Origin of the sequence: Virgibacillus sp. SK37 (assembly GCF_000725285.1) — a bacterium.
In the GTDB taxonomy this organism is placed as follows: Bacteria; Bacillota; Bacilli; order Bacillales; family Amphibacillaceae; genus Virgibacillus_Q.
Window position 1 is genome coordinate 3,575,693 of sequence record NZ_CP007161.1, and the last position, 15,293, is coordinate 3,590,985.

The following is a 15,293-nucleotide window of genomic DNA, read 5'->3' on the forward strand; positions in this document are numbered from 1 at the left end:
AAGAAATATAAGCTAATGCAGTAACTAAAAAAGAAGAAGAGCTAAAGCTGGAGGTGTTTGTCCATACAAAAAAACCATAGCTCTGCTATGGCTCGTACACTTAGTTAATCGCATTTTCATAGGTTGGGGTTGGGCGTGTTGCTCGGTACCAGTGAAGACATAATACAAAGATCAGCAAAAGATCAATAAGATCTCCTCCGTAATACATAAGCATTCCTCCCGTTTGGGCTTCTGAGGTGCTTACTCCATCCGGTGGATAACCGTAAATATATTTGGATAAAATGCCATGCCCTGCTAAAGCAATAATAAACACACTCATTCGATAAATAAAACTATAACGATGTGGTGTTGGGTCAATATAAATCAAAGAGACTGTGAACAAATATCCAGCTAAAAATACATGGGCATGAATAATTACATATAACAGGAGAGATTGATGCATCAGAGCAAATAAATCTGTCGCATATAATAGCCACAGTCCGCCTATATTGAGGATACTTGCCACAATCGGATTGGTGACAATACCAGCATATGTGCTTCTTAACAAGCTAGTCAGTTTTCTGGCCGTTGTGACAGGAAGTGCCCGTAAAATAAGCGTCATTGGCGCTGCTAAGGCGATTAGCAATGGTCCGAGCATTCCTAGCAGCAAATGACTGAGCATATGAAAAGTAAAGTCCATATGTGCTTTTCCAGCGATTGGCCCAGCCACTGCAATGCCAGCAGCAAAAAAACCTGCTAGTGCTAAAACAGTCCTCCAGGCAGGCCATTTTCTCCCTTTGCGTAAGGAAACAAAAACAGCAATTAAATAGGCAATTCCCCCTAAAATAAAGGGGGTTACTAACAAAGCAGAAGCAAGTATCATTGCGTTATGATTATCCATTTGGAAGGCTCACTCCCCGAATGGATTCCTTTCGCGTTTTTCTTAACAAAATAGCTCCAATCACAATCATGATAATAGCAGTTATATTCCAGACTAAATCATATGGAAGAATGTCTACCTCGTAACGAATTTGGTGAATGCGCATTAATTTATGTTGGATTGTGCCATCATAGAGTTGAAAGATACCCGCACCTAGAAGAACTCCTCCCCACCATCTGCTGACCCAGAATGCATCACGTCGTTTTAAATCTGCAACTATAAATAGACCGCCAATCGTCGCAAACCAGCTGAAGGCATGGAAAAAACCGTCAGATACGAGTCCTATTGCAAGTGAGGATTTGTCATAGAAATGATGCCAATGCAATAGCTGATGAAACACCATTTCATCGATAAATGCGGCGAGGCCAAGTCCAAACAAAAAGCCAGACCATAAATTTTTGGGCAGATGGTTATAACGATTATTTCCTTTCATATGACCCAAGTTGTTAGCCAAACAGAACGCCTCCTTTAAATGAATGAAGAATTCTAAGTTGTTATTGATGAATTACCTGTCTTACAAATAAATAAACCAGGCTTTTTAACCTGGTTAAAAATACCCCTAGTTTTTTTTGCCTTATTTCCATTCACTCTGGCTGGTTACTTCTACTTCATTTAATGCCTGTGTAGCTAAACGATCTGCTTCTTGGTTATTCTTCCGGGAAATTAATTGGTATTCCGGCTGAATCCCCATTGATTCAAGTTTCGTTTCAATTTTATCAAGCCAGCCTGTTAACTCGTTTTCCATAACAGGCCACTCATCATCCAGCTGATTAATCACTACTTGTGAATCCCCCGTGAAAACAACAGGTAAACGGTGAGCCCCTAACAGCTCCAATTCTTGAATAGCCAAATGTAAAGCAGCATATTCAGCTTCATTATTTGTTTCCATTTCCGAAACAAGGGCATTTTTACGTAGACGAAGCTTTTTCCCATTTTGCTCATAATAGATGACACAACCAAGCCCTGCTTTTCTTGTTTTTATATCGAAGCCCCCATCAAAATATACAGTAATATTATGCGGCTCTGTTTTAATTTCTTCTAAATAGGCCTTTAATTGTTTCATCGTCCATTCATGTTCACTACGATCAATAAAATTTGCTTGTTTTAGTCGCCCGGATTTTTGTAGGTCTTCCGCAATGAGCAAAGATTTGGCTGCTGTCATTTCTTCAGAAGTAAATGCGACCTCTGCACCTTTAGGGGTTCGATATAGTATCTCTAATCTGCCCTTCATCAAATGCCTCCTTCATTTCCAGCATCATACAAAAATAGTATGGCTTAACGCCCAGTATTATAGTATAACGTTTTAATAGTTCCCCTCTTCATTCTTATAAATTCCTCTTTCACCTGTACGATAAACCGCTCTGACCTATTATTATTGGAGCATAGCCCTTAATCACTTCATTATTTTCCATGCTCTGTTACTATTAAACTGTATAAGAACATAGTATAACCATTGGAGGTGAAAACATGATGCATGCATTTAACTTTTTTGCCCTAATTCCTTTACTTATTTACATTGGAATGATTGCATTTGTGATCTGGTTCGCAGTAACGCTAATAAAGACACTTAAAGAAAAAAATTCCATCCTGAAGGAAATTTCCAATAAACTTGACCAAAACAAACATTTCCCAGAATAAATTCTGTGCAAGCAAATACGAGCAAAAAAAGATTATTTCTGAAGGAGTTTTTCTTTAGCAAAACGAATAAACTCTTGCATGACATGAGAGTGACGAACACCGTTTTTCCAAATCAATGCTAAATCCCAGTCAATAGAAGGGTTGGCCACATGTATAGCTATAACGTCACTAGTCAGCTCCATACTGGTACTCTCAGGCAGCAGTGTAATACCAAGCTTGGAAGCAACCATTTCTTCTATAAAATCAAGTTGAGATGTCTCTGAAATAATTTTCGGCTTAAACCCTGACTCGCTACATGCCTGAATAATATTATCCCTTAAAGCGAAGTCTTTATTAAACATAATAAAGGCTTCATCTCTTAATTCGTTCAACTCTATTTCTCGCCTTTCTGCCAACCGATGGGAGGAAGGAACAATAATCTTCAGCTTTTCCTTCACAAAGGAATAATTATCGAATACATGATGCTGTGTAGGTAAGACAACAACACCAAAGTCCAATTCATCATTAGCTACCTTTTCTTCTATTCGTTTGGAACCATCTTCAACAAGTTGAAAAGTAATCTCCGGATACTCTCTATGGAACGCAGAAAGAAACTGAGAGAAAAAGAAGGAATTTATGATAGAAGGTAATCCAATTCGCAAATGGCCTTTCTGTAATGTAACCAGTTGTGCCATGTCATTTAATAACGCATGATATTGCTCTTCCATCCGCTGGGCATGATTGTAAAATACCTTTCCCGCTTCTGTAAGGGTCAAATGCTTCCTTGACCTTACAAAGAGTGGAACACCTAATTCATCTTCAAGTGATTTAATGATTCTGCTGATAGCAGGTTGAGTAATGTACAGCTGGTTTGCTGCCCGCGTAAAACTTCCTGATTTGGTAACCTCAATAAAATACTTTAGTTGCTTTACATCCAAGTTAAGTCACCTGCCTTCAATAAAATATCTATTGATTAAATCATATAACGTAAGTATCGATACATTCAATAATCGTGCAATTTTCTGTGAAAGATAAGTCTCCTTCTTCGACATATCCTCCACCCTATTTTCCTTGCTCTCTTAACGTCCATACTATCATTTACTTATAATTTAAATCCATATATAATTAGTTATATTGAGATTTGAACAGGAGGAAGACAGATGAGAAAAATTAGTCTCTCCCTTTTTATTATAATTTTAACCGCTCTAATAACCGCTTGCGGAAGTAGTGATGACTCTTCCTCCAAGCACAAGGAGAGCGAAACGTTGACAATCTCCGCCGCGATCAGCCTAACAGATGCACTTGATGAAATTAAAGATTTGTATGAAAAGGAGCACGACATTAACCTCACCTTTAACCTGGGTGGTTCAGGAAAGCTGGCTCAACAAATTCAGCAAGGTGCACCTGCAGATGTTTTTATTTCAGCAAATCAGGATTGGATGGACAAGGTGGAAAAGGAAGAACTCATTTTCCCTGATACTAGAAAAGATGTAGCAGGAAATAGCCTTGTATTAATCACGAATAAAGATACTGACATGAACGATCATTCTGTTGAGGAAATTTCGGGGAAGGACATCGGGCAAATTGCCATAGGCAATCCCGATAGTGTGCCTGCTGGTGAATATGCAGAACAAGCATTACATGCATTGAATAAATGGGAAGAGTTTGAAAGCCAAATGGTACTTGGCAAGGATGTTAGACAAGTACTTACCTATGTGGAAACTAAAAATGCAGAGATTGGCTTTGTTTATAAAAGTGATGCCCTTACCTCTGATAAGATAAAAATATTAACTACATTAGCTCCGGAAACGCATGATCCTATCATTTATCCAATTGCAGTACTTAAAGACACGAAACATGCAGAAGTTGCAAAGTCGTTTGCTGACTTTATGGAATCAGAAGAAGCACAACAAATATTAGAAAAATATGGATTTAAAAAATAAGCTCAGGATGATTTTATGGAAAATATGAACCTTTCACCACTTTGGCTATCTTTTCAAACCGCAGCATTTGCTACGGTTATTGTTTTTGTAGCTGGGGTTTTTCTTGCAAGAGTAATAACTCGAAATGTATTTCTCGGAAAAAGTATTCTGGAAGCGATTTTTCTGCTTCCACTTGTTTTACCACCAACCGTTGTCGGTTTTGGTTTATTATTTATTTTCGGTAAAAATGGCCCTCTCGGCATCCTGTTATCCAAGTGGTTTGATGTACAGATCGTTTTTACCTGGTATGCAGTGCTAATTGCTGCTATCGTTGTAGCCTTTCCACTAATGTATCAGAGCGCTTCTGCCGCTTTTCAGCAATATGACGCCAATTTGGAAAAGGCAGCATACACGATGGGGGCTTCCAAATGGCGTGTCTTCTGGACAATCTCCTTCCCCTTAGCATGGCCGGGCTTGTTGGGTGGCTTGGTACTCACCTTCGCCCGTGCGCTTGGTGAATTTGGAGCTACGCTTATGCTAGCAGGTTACATACCAGGAGTAACGGATACCATACCACTTGCCATTTATTTTGCAGTTGAATCAGGTAACACAGAAATGGCCTCTTTCTGGGTGATCATTATTGTTGCTCTCGGTTTCAGTGCGATTCTTTGGTTAAACTGGTGGAGCAAGCGAAACATGATGCGTTATTCCCAGCGACCGAAATAAACCGACAGTAAAGGTGGATTTTCCATGTTACATATAAATGTTCATAAAAAGCTATCCCACTTTAAATTGGAAGTAAATTTTTCAGTGGGAAATGAAATAGTTATTCTTTTTGGGGCATCAGGATCTGGCAAGACAACCATCCTAAATTGTGTCGCAGGACTGATCAAACCGGACGCTGGAGAAATCACCCTTCAAGGTCGTACACTCTATGACACATTTGTTACAGTACCAACACCGAAAAGGAACATCGGTTATCTGTTTCAGGATTATGCACTTTTCCCCCATATGACTGTTTTTAAAAATATTCGTTATGGAGCAAAAAGTGACGTGCTGGCGAAACAGCTAATGAAAGAATTAGCGATCGACCATCTTTCAGAACAATATCCTTTATATATTTCCGGCGGGGAAAAACAACGGGTAGCCTTGGCTCGAGCACTTGCAACAGAACCAGAAGCACTTCTATTGGATGAACCTTTTTCCGCCCTGGATGAAGCAACTCGTGCAAACAGCCATGAAGAGCTAATTAGATTACAAAAGCTTTGGGATATTCCAATCATTATGGTCACACACTCAACAGAGGAAGCAAAAAAACTCGGCAACCGCATCCTTCATATAGAAAAGGGCCATTTTATTACAAAATAACATATACAAAAAGCAGCTACCTACAAGGGGCTGCTTTTTTTCTAAGATATAAAAATAGTTAAAACCTTTGCTTCTTTATTTTCAACGGGAACAAATAAATGAGGCTTTGTTCCTTTAAAATATGCAGAGTCTCCTGCTTCCATAAAATGCCTCTCTTCATCGTACAATAAATAGATCGAGCCATCCAGAATGTAAATAAACTCTTCCTGTGAATGGGTGTATGGTTCATGCCGCAGATTATCATCTTTCGGGGTAACATGTACTATGGTTGGTTCAATACTGGAAAATTTCGAACGATTAGCCAATAACTCATAAGAGTAACCCATACTTTCATTACCCACTGTGAATTGTCTTTCTGCTTTCGGAAGCATGACAATATCTGTTTCAGGATGGTCATCCAATACCCAGGCAAGCGGAACCTCTAAGGCCTCACTAATTTTTGATAAAGTAGCTACCGCGGAAGAAGTTTGCCCATTTTCTATTTTAGAAAGCATACTTTTAGAAATACCGCATTCGTCAGCAATTTGCTGTTGAGTTTTTTTATTACCCAACCGGGCTTCCTTAATTTTTCTACCTATATTATGTAAATCTATTGGGGACATCCCCTTTCTCTACAGACCTTTCTAGTGATTTAATCATAGAGGAGCATGCCCCATTCGTCAAGGAACGCTGAGAAAAGCGCATGCGTCTTTAAGGAAGACAGATAAAATCCTCCTCCTTGAGCCATTTCTATTTTCATAATCAGTAGACATCGAATTGAAGCATCAAAAAATGACTTTTTGAAAATTATAGTTGCTATTTTTTGGGGAATAGTTTCATCCCTATCTTTATTCCTAAGTAAAACCCTATAAAAGCTAAAATACCTACTATTACACTTGCTTCTAAAACATAATTATGCAGGTTCTTAAATAAAGATAAAGTTATAAAAATAGAAATAAATATAAATATAGCTGCAAAAACGTTTGAGAATATTAAAGCTAGAGTAGTTATTTCTCTATTCTTTGACGTAAAACGCACCTCCTCATATTTCCAAAAATTTAAAATAAACAGAGCAAAAGCCATCAACAATTGATGGCTTCTAAAAGCTATATACCTAGCAATGCCGGTAATCTATCTATTCTCTGCCATAAGGGCATTTACTTGTTTGATTTTTGCATCAGTAAAATGGTAATAATGTTTAAAGTTGAGCAGTTGTATAGGCGAGTGACTTGCTAGGAAGTACCTTTCCCAGTTTGTTTTGAATATATAAAGCAGCTTCCTGGAACTTCTTCTCATCTATACCTGTTTTCACACCTAATCCATGTAATAAATATAATACATCGTTTGTAGCAACATTACCTGCCGCACCAGGTGCATATGGACAACCACCAAGCCCTCCGACAGAGCTATCAAAGCGCGTAATCCCATAATCCATGGATGTCATAATGTTAGCTATTGCCATCCCCCTTGTATCGTGAAAATGCATAATAACTTTTTCTTTTGGATACCTTTTTAAAATCGGTTCGAGGAGTTGACCTACTTGAGATGGAACAGCTGTACCAATGGTATCTCCAAGTGAAAGATCATCTACACCAAATTCTAAAAGTCGATCACATACTCGAATCACTTCATCGGGGTCTATTCTACCTTCATACGGACAATCAAAAACAGTAGAAACATAGCCTGTAACATGCTTGCCGGCTTTTTTCGCTTCTTCTATGACTTCCTTTAGCACTGGGAAGGTCTCATCAATGGATTTATTAATGTTCTTTTTATTATGTGATTCACTCGCTGACATGAATACAGAAGCTCCATCAATTCCTGCTTCCAAAGCAAGCTCAAGCCCTTTTTGATTTGGTACAAGTGCAGAATATTTCACTCCTGGCTTACGTTTAATTTTGCGGCCAACTTCATGTGCATCAGATAATGCCGGTACCCATTTCGGATGGACAAATGAGGAGTATTCAATTTCTTTCACTCCTGATTCTGAAAGCATATTAATCCAGTTCACCTTATCTGCAGTGGAAATAATTTTCTTTTCGTTTTGCAAGCCATCACGCGGGCCTACTTCTTTTATTTGTACAAGATCTGGCCATCGTCCCATTTATAATCCTCCTCATATCTCACTGTATGATTGCGCTTTCATTAACGGAGTTTACTATAATTATTTGCTCTTTATTAATTACTATATTTATATTCACTTCTGTTTCTTATTATTCAACCTTGTTGAATATAGTATATAATAAAAATTCAGACAAAGTCAATTACTTTCGCACGGAGCAGGAAAAACATTGAACTGTATCAATGTAAAATTCTCTTTCAGGACCTTATCTATGAAAAGCTTATTCAACTGCTGCCGATTAAACCTTTCTGCGGCGGATTAGCTCGCTTTACTGCCGATTCCCCTGTCTCTTCACATAAAAAAAGTCTTGAAATCTTTTATAGATTTCAAGACTCTCTAATGTTAGCTTTACCCACGAATTGATTTTAGTGCTGTACTCCAAGCTATAACCTGATCAAGCATTTGGTTAGCATTTGCTGCGTGATATTCTGCCGGTTGGAAGATACTCATATTTTCGAAGTCAGTCATTAAAGAAAAGGTAACAGCGGTGCGAACATCCGCAACCTGTAATTCTCCTAAAATGAGACGAAGATTCTCAATAGCTCTTGCCCCTCCCAAACTACCATAAGAAACGAAGCCTGCAGCTTTATTGTTTAGTTCCGGATTTAGGTGGTCAAGCGCATTTTTAAGAATAGCTGAAGTTGCATGATTATATTCTGGTGTTACAAATACAAAACCATCAAAGGATGCCATTTTATCAGACCATGCTTTTATATATTTATTCGCTTCTTCTTGAGCAAACTTATCCAGCTCAGCACCTAGAAATGGTAATTTGTAGTCTGCTAAATCTACTAATTCATATTTAACCTCATCGTTACGGCTAATAGCAAAATCATATGCCCATTTTCCAACAGCTTCCCCATTACGCCCTTGACGTGTACTTCCAACAATTATCCCTATAGTTAACATATTCTTTTCCTCCCATATATAAATATCTTGAATTCAAGATTATTGATTAATAATTTTATAATAACACCCATATTAATCAAAAGCAATCTATTTATTTTAAATTCAAGATAAAAAATATGTATCTATTATATTCATTGCTTGCAGTTTATTGTGATCATGATATGATGAATTTTTAAGGAGCAGAAGATAAATGAATACATTTTTAATCAAAAAGGTTCTAAATAACAATGTACTTATCGCTTTAGATGAACAACAACATGAAGTTGTGCTCATTGGTAAAGGAATTGGTTTTCAAGCAAAGAAAAATGAAATAATACCCGAATCTTCCATTGAAAAATTGTTTGTATTGCGTAGCGAAAAAGAACAGGAACACTATAAACAGCTCTTGCCTAATATTGATGAGTTCACAATGGATACAATTATTAGCTCTCTTGAGATGATAAGGAAACGAACGAACACACTGGTAAATGAACAGGTATTTGTTGCCCTAACAGATCATATTCTATTTGCCATCACCCGTTTAATGAAAGGCTTGGCAATTCGCAACCCATTTTTAAGTGAAACGAAAACGCTTTATCCCTTTGAATATGAAATCGCTGCAGAAGTAGTTGACTTTATTAATCAATCCCTGGATATTAACCTGCCACCAGGAGAAATTGGCTTTATTACCCTTCATATTCATAGTGCCATAACAGATACACAATTAGCAGACATTAATCGTTACTCTCAGCTTGTAACTGTATTAATTGAAACCATTGAGAGCCAACTCAAAATAAATATAGACAGAGAGGGAATTGATTATATCCGATTGGTAAGGCATCTCAGATATACGATGGAGCGTGTATTAAAGGAGGAGAAGATAACCGAACCGGAGAAGATAGCAAGCCTATTGAAAAAGGAATATCCTACATGTTATAATTTAGCATGGAAGCTTATTAAGATTATGCAACAAACTTTAAAAAAACCTGTGTTTGATGCGGAGGCAGTTTATTTAACGATGCATCTGCAACGATTAACAAATAAATATGAATAATAATAGTCTTACGTGTTACTGACTCGATCAGGCATGAGTAGATGATTTGATGAAAAAAACAGATTTGGGAAAACTATCCCCTATCTGCATTTTGTCAATTCTGCTCATGCCTTTTTTTGTTGCTTAAATAAGCTTATCTATTACTTAGGAGGTTTTACAATGTTTAAGAAAGCTTTTGGCGTTCTGCAAAAAGTGGGTAAAGCACTTATGTTGCCTGTCGCTTTACTACCCGCTGCCGGCCTTCTGCTCGGGCTGGGTAATGCTGCCCAACAGGAGACAATGCTTAATTATCTTCCTTTTCTAGGGGCAGATTGGGTTCAATTACTAGCCACGGTAATGGAAGATGCTGGTGGCGTTATCTTTGGTAATCTTGCACTTATTTTCGCCATTGGTGTTGCTATCGGTCTTGCTGGCGATGGAGCCGCTGGTCTAGCCGCACTTGTAGGTTACTTAGTTTTAAATCAGGTGATGAGTTCCTGGATTGGTGTATCACCTGACATGCTCGAAAATGACCCAGGCTTTGCATCGGTGTTAGGAATACCTACATTACAAACCGGTGTGTTTGGCGGGATTATCGTCGGGTTAATTGCTGCCTTTTGTTACAATAGGTATCATAATATCGAAATGCCTTCATTTCTTGGATTCTTTGCTGGTAAGCGATTCGTTCCGATTGTAACTGCAGCAATGTCCTTTGTTGCAGGATTGATATTACTTATTGTATGGCCACCTGTACAGGATGCGATGAACAGTGCATCTTATTGGCTAATTGAGGAAGGTACTTACCTTGCAGTCTTTTTCTTTGGGTTTATTAAAAGACTGTTAATCCCGTTTGGTTTACATCATATTTTCCACGCACCTTTCTGGTATGAATTTGGTTCTTATACAAATGCAGCAGGTGAGTTAGTTCGTGGAGATATGACCATCTTCTTTGAACAATTAAAAGACGGTGTCGAGATTACTGCCGGTAATTTCATGGCTGGTGAGTTTCCTGTAATGATGTTCGGTCTTCCAGCTGCTGCCTTAGCTATGTATCATACTGCCCGGCCAGAAAAGAAGAAACTGGTTGCAGGCTTGCTTGGTTCTGCAGCATTAACTTCCTTCTTAACCGGAATCACAGAACCAATTGAATTTACATTTATGTTTATATCTCCAGTATTATTCTTTATTCATGCTGTATTAGATGGATTTTCGTTCGTACTAATGACTTGGCTGGATGTAAACGTAGGTTATACGTTCTCTGGTGGTGCCATTGACTTCTTCCTATTCGGAATTCTGCCTGGTAAAGAACCATGGTGGATCACCATCATATTAGGAGTTATTTTTGCTGTCGTGTACTATGTTATTTTCCGTTTCTTTATTCAAAAGTTCAATCTGATGACACCGGGCCGTGAAAAGGCAGATGAAGATACCGATAATACAACAAGTAAAGTAAAAACCGGAGATCTTGCTTTTAATGTACTTGAAGCAATGGGTGGACAGGAAAATATTGCTCATTTAGATGCATGTATTACCAGACTGCGCGTATCAGTTAATTCCATTAGCCAAGTGGATAAAGATCGTCTGAAAAAGCTGGGTGCTGCTGGCGTACTTGAAGTTGGCGACAATATCCAAGCAATTTTCGGACCTCGTTCTGAAACAATAAAAGGTCAAATGCAGGATATTATGGCAGGAAGAACGCCACGTCCAGTAGAAACAGATCAACAGGAAGAAATCAAGCAACAAATTGAAGAGGTTAATCCGGAAAGCATGCAAAATGATGAGACAGCTATTAATGAGTCAATTTCTTCACCATTAAGTGGAGAGCTTGTTCCACTTACAGAAGTACCAGATGATGTTTTTGCAGGTAAAATGATGGGAGACGGGTTTGCAATTGTTCCTGAAGATGGCGAGATTGTTTCACCTGTAAATGGTAAAATCGTGAATCTTTTCCCTACAAAGCATGCAATTGGCATATTATCTGAAGGTGGAAAAGAAATTCTCATCCATGTAGGTATTGATACAGTTAATTTAAAAGGAGAAGGGTTTGAGCCACTTGTTAAAGAAGGCGATGAAGTGAAGCAAGGTCAGCCTTTATTAAAAGCGGACTTAGCATATATTGAAAAACATGCAAAATCAACCATTACTCCAATTGTATTTACAAACCTAAAGGATGGAGAAACAGTTACCATTGAAAGAAACAGATCTGTTTCTGATAATGAAGAAAATATAATTACTATAAAATAAACAAGGTTATATTGGATTCCATTGAATCGCAAATGTATATACTGCGATTCAATGGAGTTATTGTAAATTGCCGTTTCTAAAAGGTACACTACTAAAATATATTTTGATACGATAGTGTCAAAAATAAAAAGCGAAGCAGTTTATCACTGCCTCGCTTTTATTTTATAGTTCAGCTGGTCTTAAGCTGTTCAAGCGTAATTGCAACCATTCATATTCTCGAGTTTTACGTGGGATAAACTGTCGTATTTCATCGTCATGATACCCCACCTGCATTCGCTTCTCATCCATAATAATCGGACTACGTAACAAACCAGGATGCTTCTGAATAATTGTAATTAATTCTTGTAAAGATAATGCATCAAAATCCAAATCCAATTCCTTATACACTTTGGATCTTGTAGCAATGATTTCATCTGTACCATCTAATGTACGATGTAGAATTGCTTGTAATTCCTGCACTGTTAATGGTTCTTTTAATATATTTCTTTCTACAAAGGTTAGTCCATGATTTGCGAGCCAGTTTTTTGCTTTTCGAGTTGATGAACATGGTGCGCCGTAAACTTTAACAGTCATATTGCATACCCCATTTTCTAATTTAAAATTACCGTGAAATAATTCACATAGTAGCTTACTTTATTTCAAGGCATATCACTTGGATAAACCTCTTTTTAATAAGCTTATTTCAGCAGTATAATTATGTACTGCCTCTTTATACGTTAGATCCTTAGCAAAGGTTTCAATTAAATTACGCAAAGTTACCACGGTTAAAATTTTCATAATATGTGATAGATCACTCTCATGCTCAATATTTAACTTATCCTTATTAATTAAAGATCTCACTTCATCTAAGTGATCTTCCATAACCGTATCTATAAATATCTTTTCGAAGGTGTTCTCAATTTTATGGTTCATATTTAATAACGCGTTTTTAACAAAGTGAAGATTCCCCTTGTTTGTTGCATTACTTATTGTTTGACAATACATCTCTCTCATTGTCTCAAAGATATCACCATTCGTCTGTTTTAAAAAAGTAATAAAATTTATTTGTCTTCTTTTCGCATGCTCTTCCAGCAGAAAAAAATAGGCATCTTCTTTATCCTCAAAATACTGATAAAAACTTCCTCTAGGAACCTTTGCCATTTTAACAATGTTAGCAATTGAGGCTTCAGAAAGTGCAACTCTTGAAAATTCAGCTTCCGCAGCCTCCATTAATACTTTTTTCTTTGACTCTGCCAAATTATAAAAGGTTGGTTTGGGCATTCAATCCCTCCTCAAATGACATCGTGTCATCTTCTGTAATTTAAGTATAAATGACACCGTGTCATAAGTCAACCAAATTCGTTAATAGTTAACTTACCAGCGATTCACATGGTTCTTAAATGCCTGGATAAATAAATAAGGAGGTTGTGCTACCATATAAGTAAATACACCTTTCATTGTATGTAAGTATAATAAACCTCCACTTCCGTTTATTTCTCTAAATGATACATCGTTTACAATCTCTAATGGAAAGGTATGATACTGTGTAACGATTTCCTCTTCATACATGTACATCATTCTTTGATGCTTTATGTGTTGTTGGCCTGCGCTGCTTATAACTCGCTCCACCTTACTATAAGGCTGCCGTGCGATTAAATACATTGATTGATTCCTCCGTAGACATTACACATATCTTACTATTCCCCACTGTATTGTTCAATAAAACGCTGAATATGTAACAAATTTTTAACAAATTTGGCTTTCTTAAAAAATGCTCGCTCAAAAAACGAAAGCAACCGGCTCTCACAACCGGTTGCTTTCGTTATTTTACTTCAATATCATATTCTTTATGCTCATGAAGGTCTTTATCGTCTTCTACATGTATAACTGTAGTGTATGCTCCACTTTCTTTAAACGTATGCTCAGCTGTATATTCGCCAGCCTTATCTTCCTTGGCATCTACCCACATTGTTTTCTCTTTATTTCCATCAGGCACAATCTCATATCTCACTTTTACACCTTTTAATGGTTGGTCATCCTGAGTCAGATGAACAATTAACGGAGTAGTTTCTCCTGCTTTTACATCTTCAGGTTCCTTGAAGTGCATGGAGAATCCATCTGTGTGAGCATGTCCATCCCCATCACCTTCATGTCCACTATGACTTTCATGTTCTTCCTTGCCATCTTCATTAGCAGCATGATGCATGTCAGACTCCCCATCCCCAACGGTGACTGATTTCTTGGGCATCGTATGCAAATCTCTTGCTGTCACATGTGAGAATATCTCGAACATGGCATTTTTATCAAAGGTGACATTCGCTGTATACGTGCCGTCTTCATTGTTCGTAGCTTCTATCTTTGTGCTATCATCTTCATTGCCCTTTATCCAATACTCGAATTGTACTTCATCTGCATCTTTTACCTTCTCGTCGCCATATGTAACTACAGCTTTTAATTCCACTTCTTCTCCCTTTTCCACAGTTTCAGGCACTTCGAAATTTACATCTAATGATTTTAATTCTTCCTCGTCTGTTTTAGAATTGCTCTGATTTTCTTGATCTTCTCCACATGCAACAAGAAAAATTGCTGATAAAAGCAGGATTGTTCCTACCCAATATAATTTTTTCATGTGTGTACTCCTCCTATTATTGAACCTTTTCTAAATCCTTTACAATTTGATCTAACTGTTTGGAATCTATACCACTGTATTGTTTTATAACTTCTCCATCAGGGTTTACTAGAAAGAAACTTGTTCCATGTGTAACCTGATCTGATTCGGCAGGTGCTTCTTTTACTAAAGAACGGAATGATTTAATGGAAAGCTCTTTGATTGTTTGGAAGTCATAGCCTGTTAAGAATGACCAGTTTTTAAGATCTGCATTATATTTCGTTGCATAATCTTTCAATACTTCCGGAGTATCATTTTCCGGATCAACACTGAAGGATACTAACTGAGCATCAACACCAGCTTCTTTTAGATCTTTTTGCAGTTTTGCCATGTTTGATGTCATTGGCAGACAAACTGTCGTACAATTCGTAAAGACAAAATCAGCTACCCACCATTCGCCTTTTAAGTCATCAAGGCCTAATTTTTCCTTATCCTGTGTTGTAAATTCAAAATCAGCTACCTCTTCTGACATGTTTGTTTCAATCTTTTCTCCACACGCAGTAAGAAAAAGTATAAGTATAAAACCTAACAAACCTAGTTTCTTCATAAAGAAT

The 15,293-nt window shown here is 37.5% G+C and carries 18 protein-coding genes; 6 read left to right on the forward strand and 12 right to left on the reverse strand.

Annotated features, from left to right (window positions below; genetic code table 11):
- Window positions 1-100: 100 nt before the first annotated feature.
- From X953_RS17540 to X953_RS17550, 3 genes are all read right to left on the reverse strand, one after another.
- Window positions 101-880, reverse strand: a complete 780-nt coding sequence (locus X953_RS17540; protein WP_040956705.1) for a cytochrome c oxidase assembly protein — start codon at window positions 878-880, stop codon at window positions 101-103.
- Entirely contained in the window at window positions 873-1,352 is a 480-nt protein-coding gene (locus X953_RS17545) for a DUF2243 domain-containing protein (protein ID WP_040957215.1), read from the reverse strand. The genes X953_RS17540 and X953_RS17545 overlap by 8 nt, the downstream gene beginning before the upstream one ends.
- A 141-nt stretch (window positions 1,353-1,493) precedes the next feature.
- Complete coding sequence (locus X953_RS17550; protein ID WP_040956706.1) at window positions 1,494-2,150, reverse strand: reverse transcriptase-like protein; 657 nt, start codon at window positions 2,148-2,150, stop codon at window positions 1,494-1,496.
- A 236-nt stretch (window positions 2,151-2,386) separates the two neighbouring features.
- On the opposite strand from X953_RS17550, the gene X953_RS20110 reads away from it, so the two are divergent.
- Window positions 2,387-2,557 (forward strand): hypothetical protein, encoded by a 171-nt coding sequence (locus X953_RS20110; RefSeq protein WP_198023296.1) that lies wholly within the window; start codon window positions 2,387-2,389, stop codon window positions 2,555-2,557.
- Between the two features lie 32 nt (window positions 2,558-2,589).
- On the opposite strand, the gene X953_RS17555 is transcribed toward X953_RS20110, so the two are convergent.
- On the reverse strand, window positions 2,590-3,474 hold the full coding sequence (locus X953_RS17555) for a LysR family transcriptional regulator (protein ID WP_040956707.1): 885 nt from the start codon (window positions 3,472-3,474) through the stop codon (window positions 2,590-2,592).
- Between the two features lie 222 nt (window positions 3,475-3,696).
- Here X953_RS17555 and modA point away from each other — a divergent pair, with 222 nt between their 5' ends.
- From modA to X953_RS17570, 3 genes are read left to right on the forward strand one after another with little or no spacing between them, the layout of a single operon-like run.
- Window positions 3,697-4,479, forward strand: coding sequence for a molybdate ABC transporter substrate-binding protein (modA, locus tag X953_RS17560; protein ID WP_040956708.1), 783 nt, complete (start codon window positions 3,697-3,699; stop codon window positions 4,477-4,479).
- A 24-nt stretch (window positions 4,480-4,503) separates the two neighbouring features.
- The gene (modB, locus tag X953_RS17565) at window positions 4,504-5,184 is read left to right on the forward strand and encodes a molybdate ABC transporter permease subunit (RefSeq protein WP_040957216.1); all 681 of its coding nucleotides are present in this window, start codon (window positions 4,504-4,506) and stop codon (window positions 5,182-5,184) included.
- Between the two features lie 24 nt (window positions 5,185-5,208).
- Window positions 5,209-5,826: an ATP-binding cassette domain-containing protein gene (locus X953_RS17570; protein ID WP_019376310.1), complete on the forward strand. Its 618-nt coding sequence runs from the start codon at window positions 5,209-5,211 to the stop codon at window positions 5,824-5,826.
- 41 nt (window positions 5,827-5,867) lie between these two features.
- On the opposite strand, the gene X953_RS17575 is transcribed toward X953_RS17570, so the two are convergent.
- The 3 genes from X953_RS17575 to X953_RS17590 form a co-directional block, all read right to left on the reverse strand.
- Window positions 5,868-6,428: a helix-turn-helix domain-containing protein gene (locus tag X953_RS17575; protein ID WP_040956709.1), complete on the reverse strand. Its 561-nt coding sequence runs from the start codon at window positions 6,426-6,428 to the stop codon at window positions 5,868-5,870.
- Window positions 6,429-7,003: 575 nt separating this feature from the next.
- Entirely contained in the window at window positions 7,004-7,909 is a 906-nt protein-coding gene (locus X953_RS17585; protein WP_019376313.1) for a hydroxymethylglutaryl-CoA lyase, read from the reverse strand.
- Between the two features lie 366 nt (window positions 7,910-8,275).
- On the reverse strand, window positions 8,276-8,836 hold the full coding sequence (locus X953_RS17590; protein WP_040956711.1) for an NADPH-dependent FMN reductase: 561 nt from the start codon (window positions 8,834-8,836) through the stop codon (window positions 8,276-8,278).
- Window positions 8,837-9,026: 190 nt separating this feature from the next.
- Between X953_RS17590 and glcT the strand changes: the two genes are divergently transcribed.
- Window positions 9,027-9,869: a glucose PTS transporter transcription antiterminator GlcT gene (gene glcT / locus X953_RS17595; RefSeq protein ID WP_040956712.1), complete on the forward strand. Its 843-nt coding sequence runs from the start codon at window positions 9,027-9,029 to the stop codon at window positions 9,867-9,869.
- A gap of 159 nt (window positions 9,870-10,028) precedes the next feature.
- A complete protein-coding gene (gene ptsG / locus X953_RS17600) occupies window positions 10,029-12,092 on the forward strand; it encodes a glucose-specific PTS transporter subunit IIBC (RefSeq protein ID WP_040956713.1) in 2,064 nt (687 codons plus the stop codon).
- Window positions 12,093-12,254: 162 nt separating this feature from the next.
- Here the strand turns inward: ptsG and spx are convergent, their stop codons facing one another.
- The 5 genes from spx to X953_RS17625 form a co-directional block, all read right to left on the reverse strand.
- Window positions 12,255-12,665: a transcriptional regulator Spx gene (gene spx / locus X953_RS17605; protein ID WP_019376317.1), complete on the reverse strand. Its 411-nt coding sequence runs from the start codon at window positions 12,663-12,665 to the stop codon at window positions 12,255-12,257.
- Between the two features lie 75 nt (window positions 12,666-12,740).
- A complete protein-coding gene (locus tag X953_RS17610; RefSeq protein WP_019376318.1) occupies window positions 12,741-13,352 on the reverse strand; it encodes a TetR/AcrR family transcriptional regulator in 612 nt (203 codons plus the stop codon).
- Window positions 13,353-13,445: 93 nt separating this feature from the next.
- Window positions 13,446-13,733, reverse strand: coding sequence for a hypothetical protein (locus tag X953_RS17615; protein WP_019376319.1), 288 nt, complete (start codon window positions 13,731-13,733; stop codon window positions 13,446-13,448).
- 160 nt (window positions 13,734-13,893) lie between these two features.
- Window positions 13,894-14,700: a FixH family protein gene (locus tag X953_RS17620; RefSeq protein ID WP_040956714.1), complete on the reverse strand. Its 807-nt coding sequence runs from the start codon at window positions 14,698-14,700 to the stop codon at window positions 13,894-13,896.
- Between the two features lie 16 nt (window positions 14,701-14,716).
- Window positions 14,717-15,286 carry an SCO family protein gene (locus X953_RS17625; protein WP_019376321.1) on the reverse strand — a complete coding sequence of 190 codons (570 nt, stop codon included), beginning with the start codon at window positions 15,284-15,286 and terminating at the stop codon, window positions 14,717-14,719.
- Window positions 15,287-15,293: the final 7 nt, after the last annotated feature.

What these genes read in the sequence shown, in the direction of transcription:
- spx (WP_019376317.1), bottom strand. Translation starts at nt 12,665, where the DNA reads ATGACTGTTAAAGTTTACGGCGCACCATGTTCATCAACTCGAAAAGCA.
- X953_RS17540 (WP_040956705.1), bottom strand. Translation starts at nt 880, where the DNA reads ATGGATAATCATAACGCAATGATACTTGCTTCTGCTTTGTTAGTAACC.
- X953_RS17585 (WP_019376313.1), bottom strand. Translation starts at nt 7,909, where the DNA reads ATGGGACGATGGCCAGATCTTGTACAAATAAAAGAAGTAGGCCCGCGT.
- X953_RS17570 (WP_019376310.1), top strand. Translation starts at nt 5,209, where the DNA reads ATGTTACATATAAATGTTCATAAAAAGCTATCCCACTTTAAATTGGAA.
- X953_RS20110 (WP_198023296.1), top strand. Translation starts at nt 2,387, where the DNA reads ATGATGCATGCATTTAACTTTTTTGCCCTAATTCCTTTACTTATTTAC.
- X953_RS17545 (WP_040957215.1), bottom strand. Translation starts at nt 1,352, where the DNA reads ATGAAAGGAAATAATCGTTATAACCATCTGCCCAAAAATTTATGGTCT.
- X953_RS17610 (WP_019376318.1), bottom strand. Translation starts at nt 13,352, where the DNA reads ATGCCCAAACCAACCTTTTATAATTTGGCAGAGTCAAAGAAAAAAGTA.
- X953_RS17615 (WP_019376319.1), bottom strand. Translation starts at nt 13,733, where the DNA reads ATGTATTTAATCGCACGGCAGCCTTATAGTAAGGTGGAGCGAGTTATA.
- X953_RS17620 (WP_040956714.1), bottom strand. Translation starts at nt 14,700, where the DNA reads ATGAAAAAATTATATTGGGTAGGAACAATCCTGCTTTTATCAGCAATT.
- X953_RS17550 (WP_040956706.1), bottom strand. Translation starts at nt 2,150, where the DNA reads ATGAAGGGCAGATTAGAGATACTATATCGAACCCCTAAAGGTGCAGAG.
- X953_RS17625 (WP_019376321.1), bottom strand. Translation starts at nt 15,286, where the DNA reads ATGAAGAAACTAGGTTTGTTAGGTTTTATACTTATACTTTTTCTTACT.
- modB (WP_040957216.1), top strand. Translation starts at nt 4,504, where the DNA reads ATGAACCTTTCACCACTTTGGCTATCTTTTCAAACCGCAGCATTTGCT.
- X953_RS17590 (WP_040956711.1), bottom strand. Translation starts at nt 8,836, where the DNA reads ATGTTAACTATAGGGATAATTGTTGGAAGTACACGTCAAGGGCGTAAT.
- glcT (WP_040956712.1), top strand. Translation starts at nt 9,027, where the DNA reads ATGAATACATTTTTAATCAAAAAGGTTCTAAATAACAATGTACTTATC.
- ptsG (WP_040956713.1), top strand. Translation starts at nt 10,029, where the DNA reads ATGTTTAAGAAAGCTTTTGGCGTTCTGCAAAAAGTGGGTAAAGCACTT.
- modA (WP_040956708.1), top strand. Translation starts at nt 3,697, where the DNA reads ATGAGAAAAATTAGTCTCTCCCTTTTTATTATAATTTTAACCGCTCTA.
- X953_RS17575 (WP_040956709.1), bottom strand. Translation starts at nt 6,428, where the DNA reads ATGTCCCCAATAGATTTACATAATATAGGTAGAAAAATTAAGGAAGCC.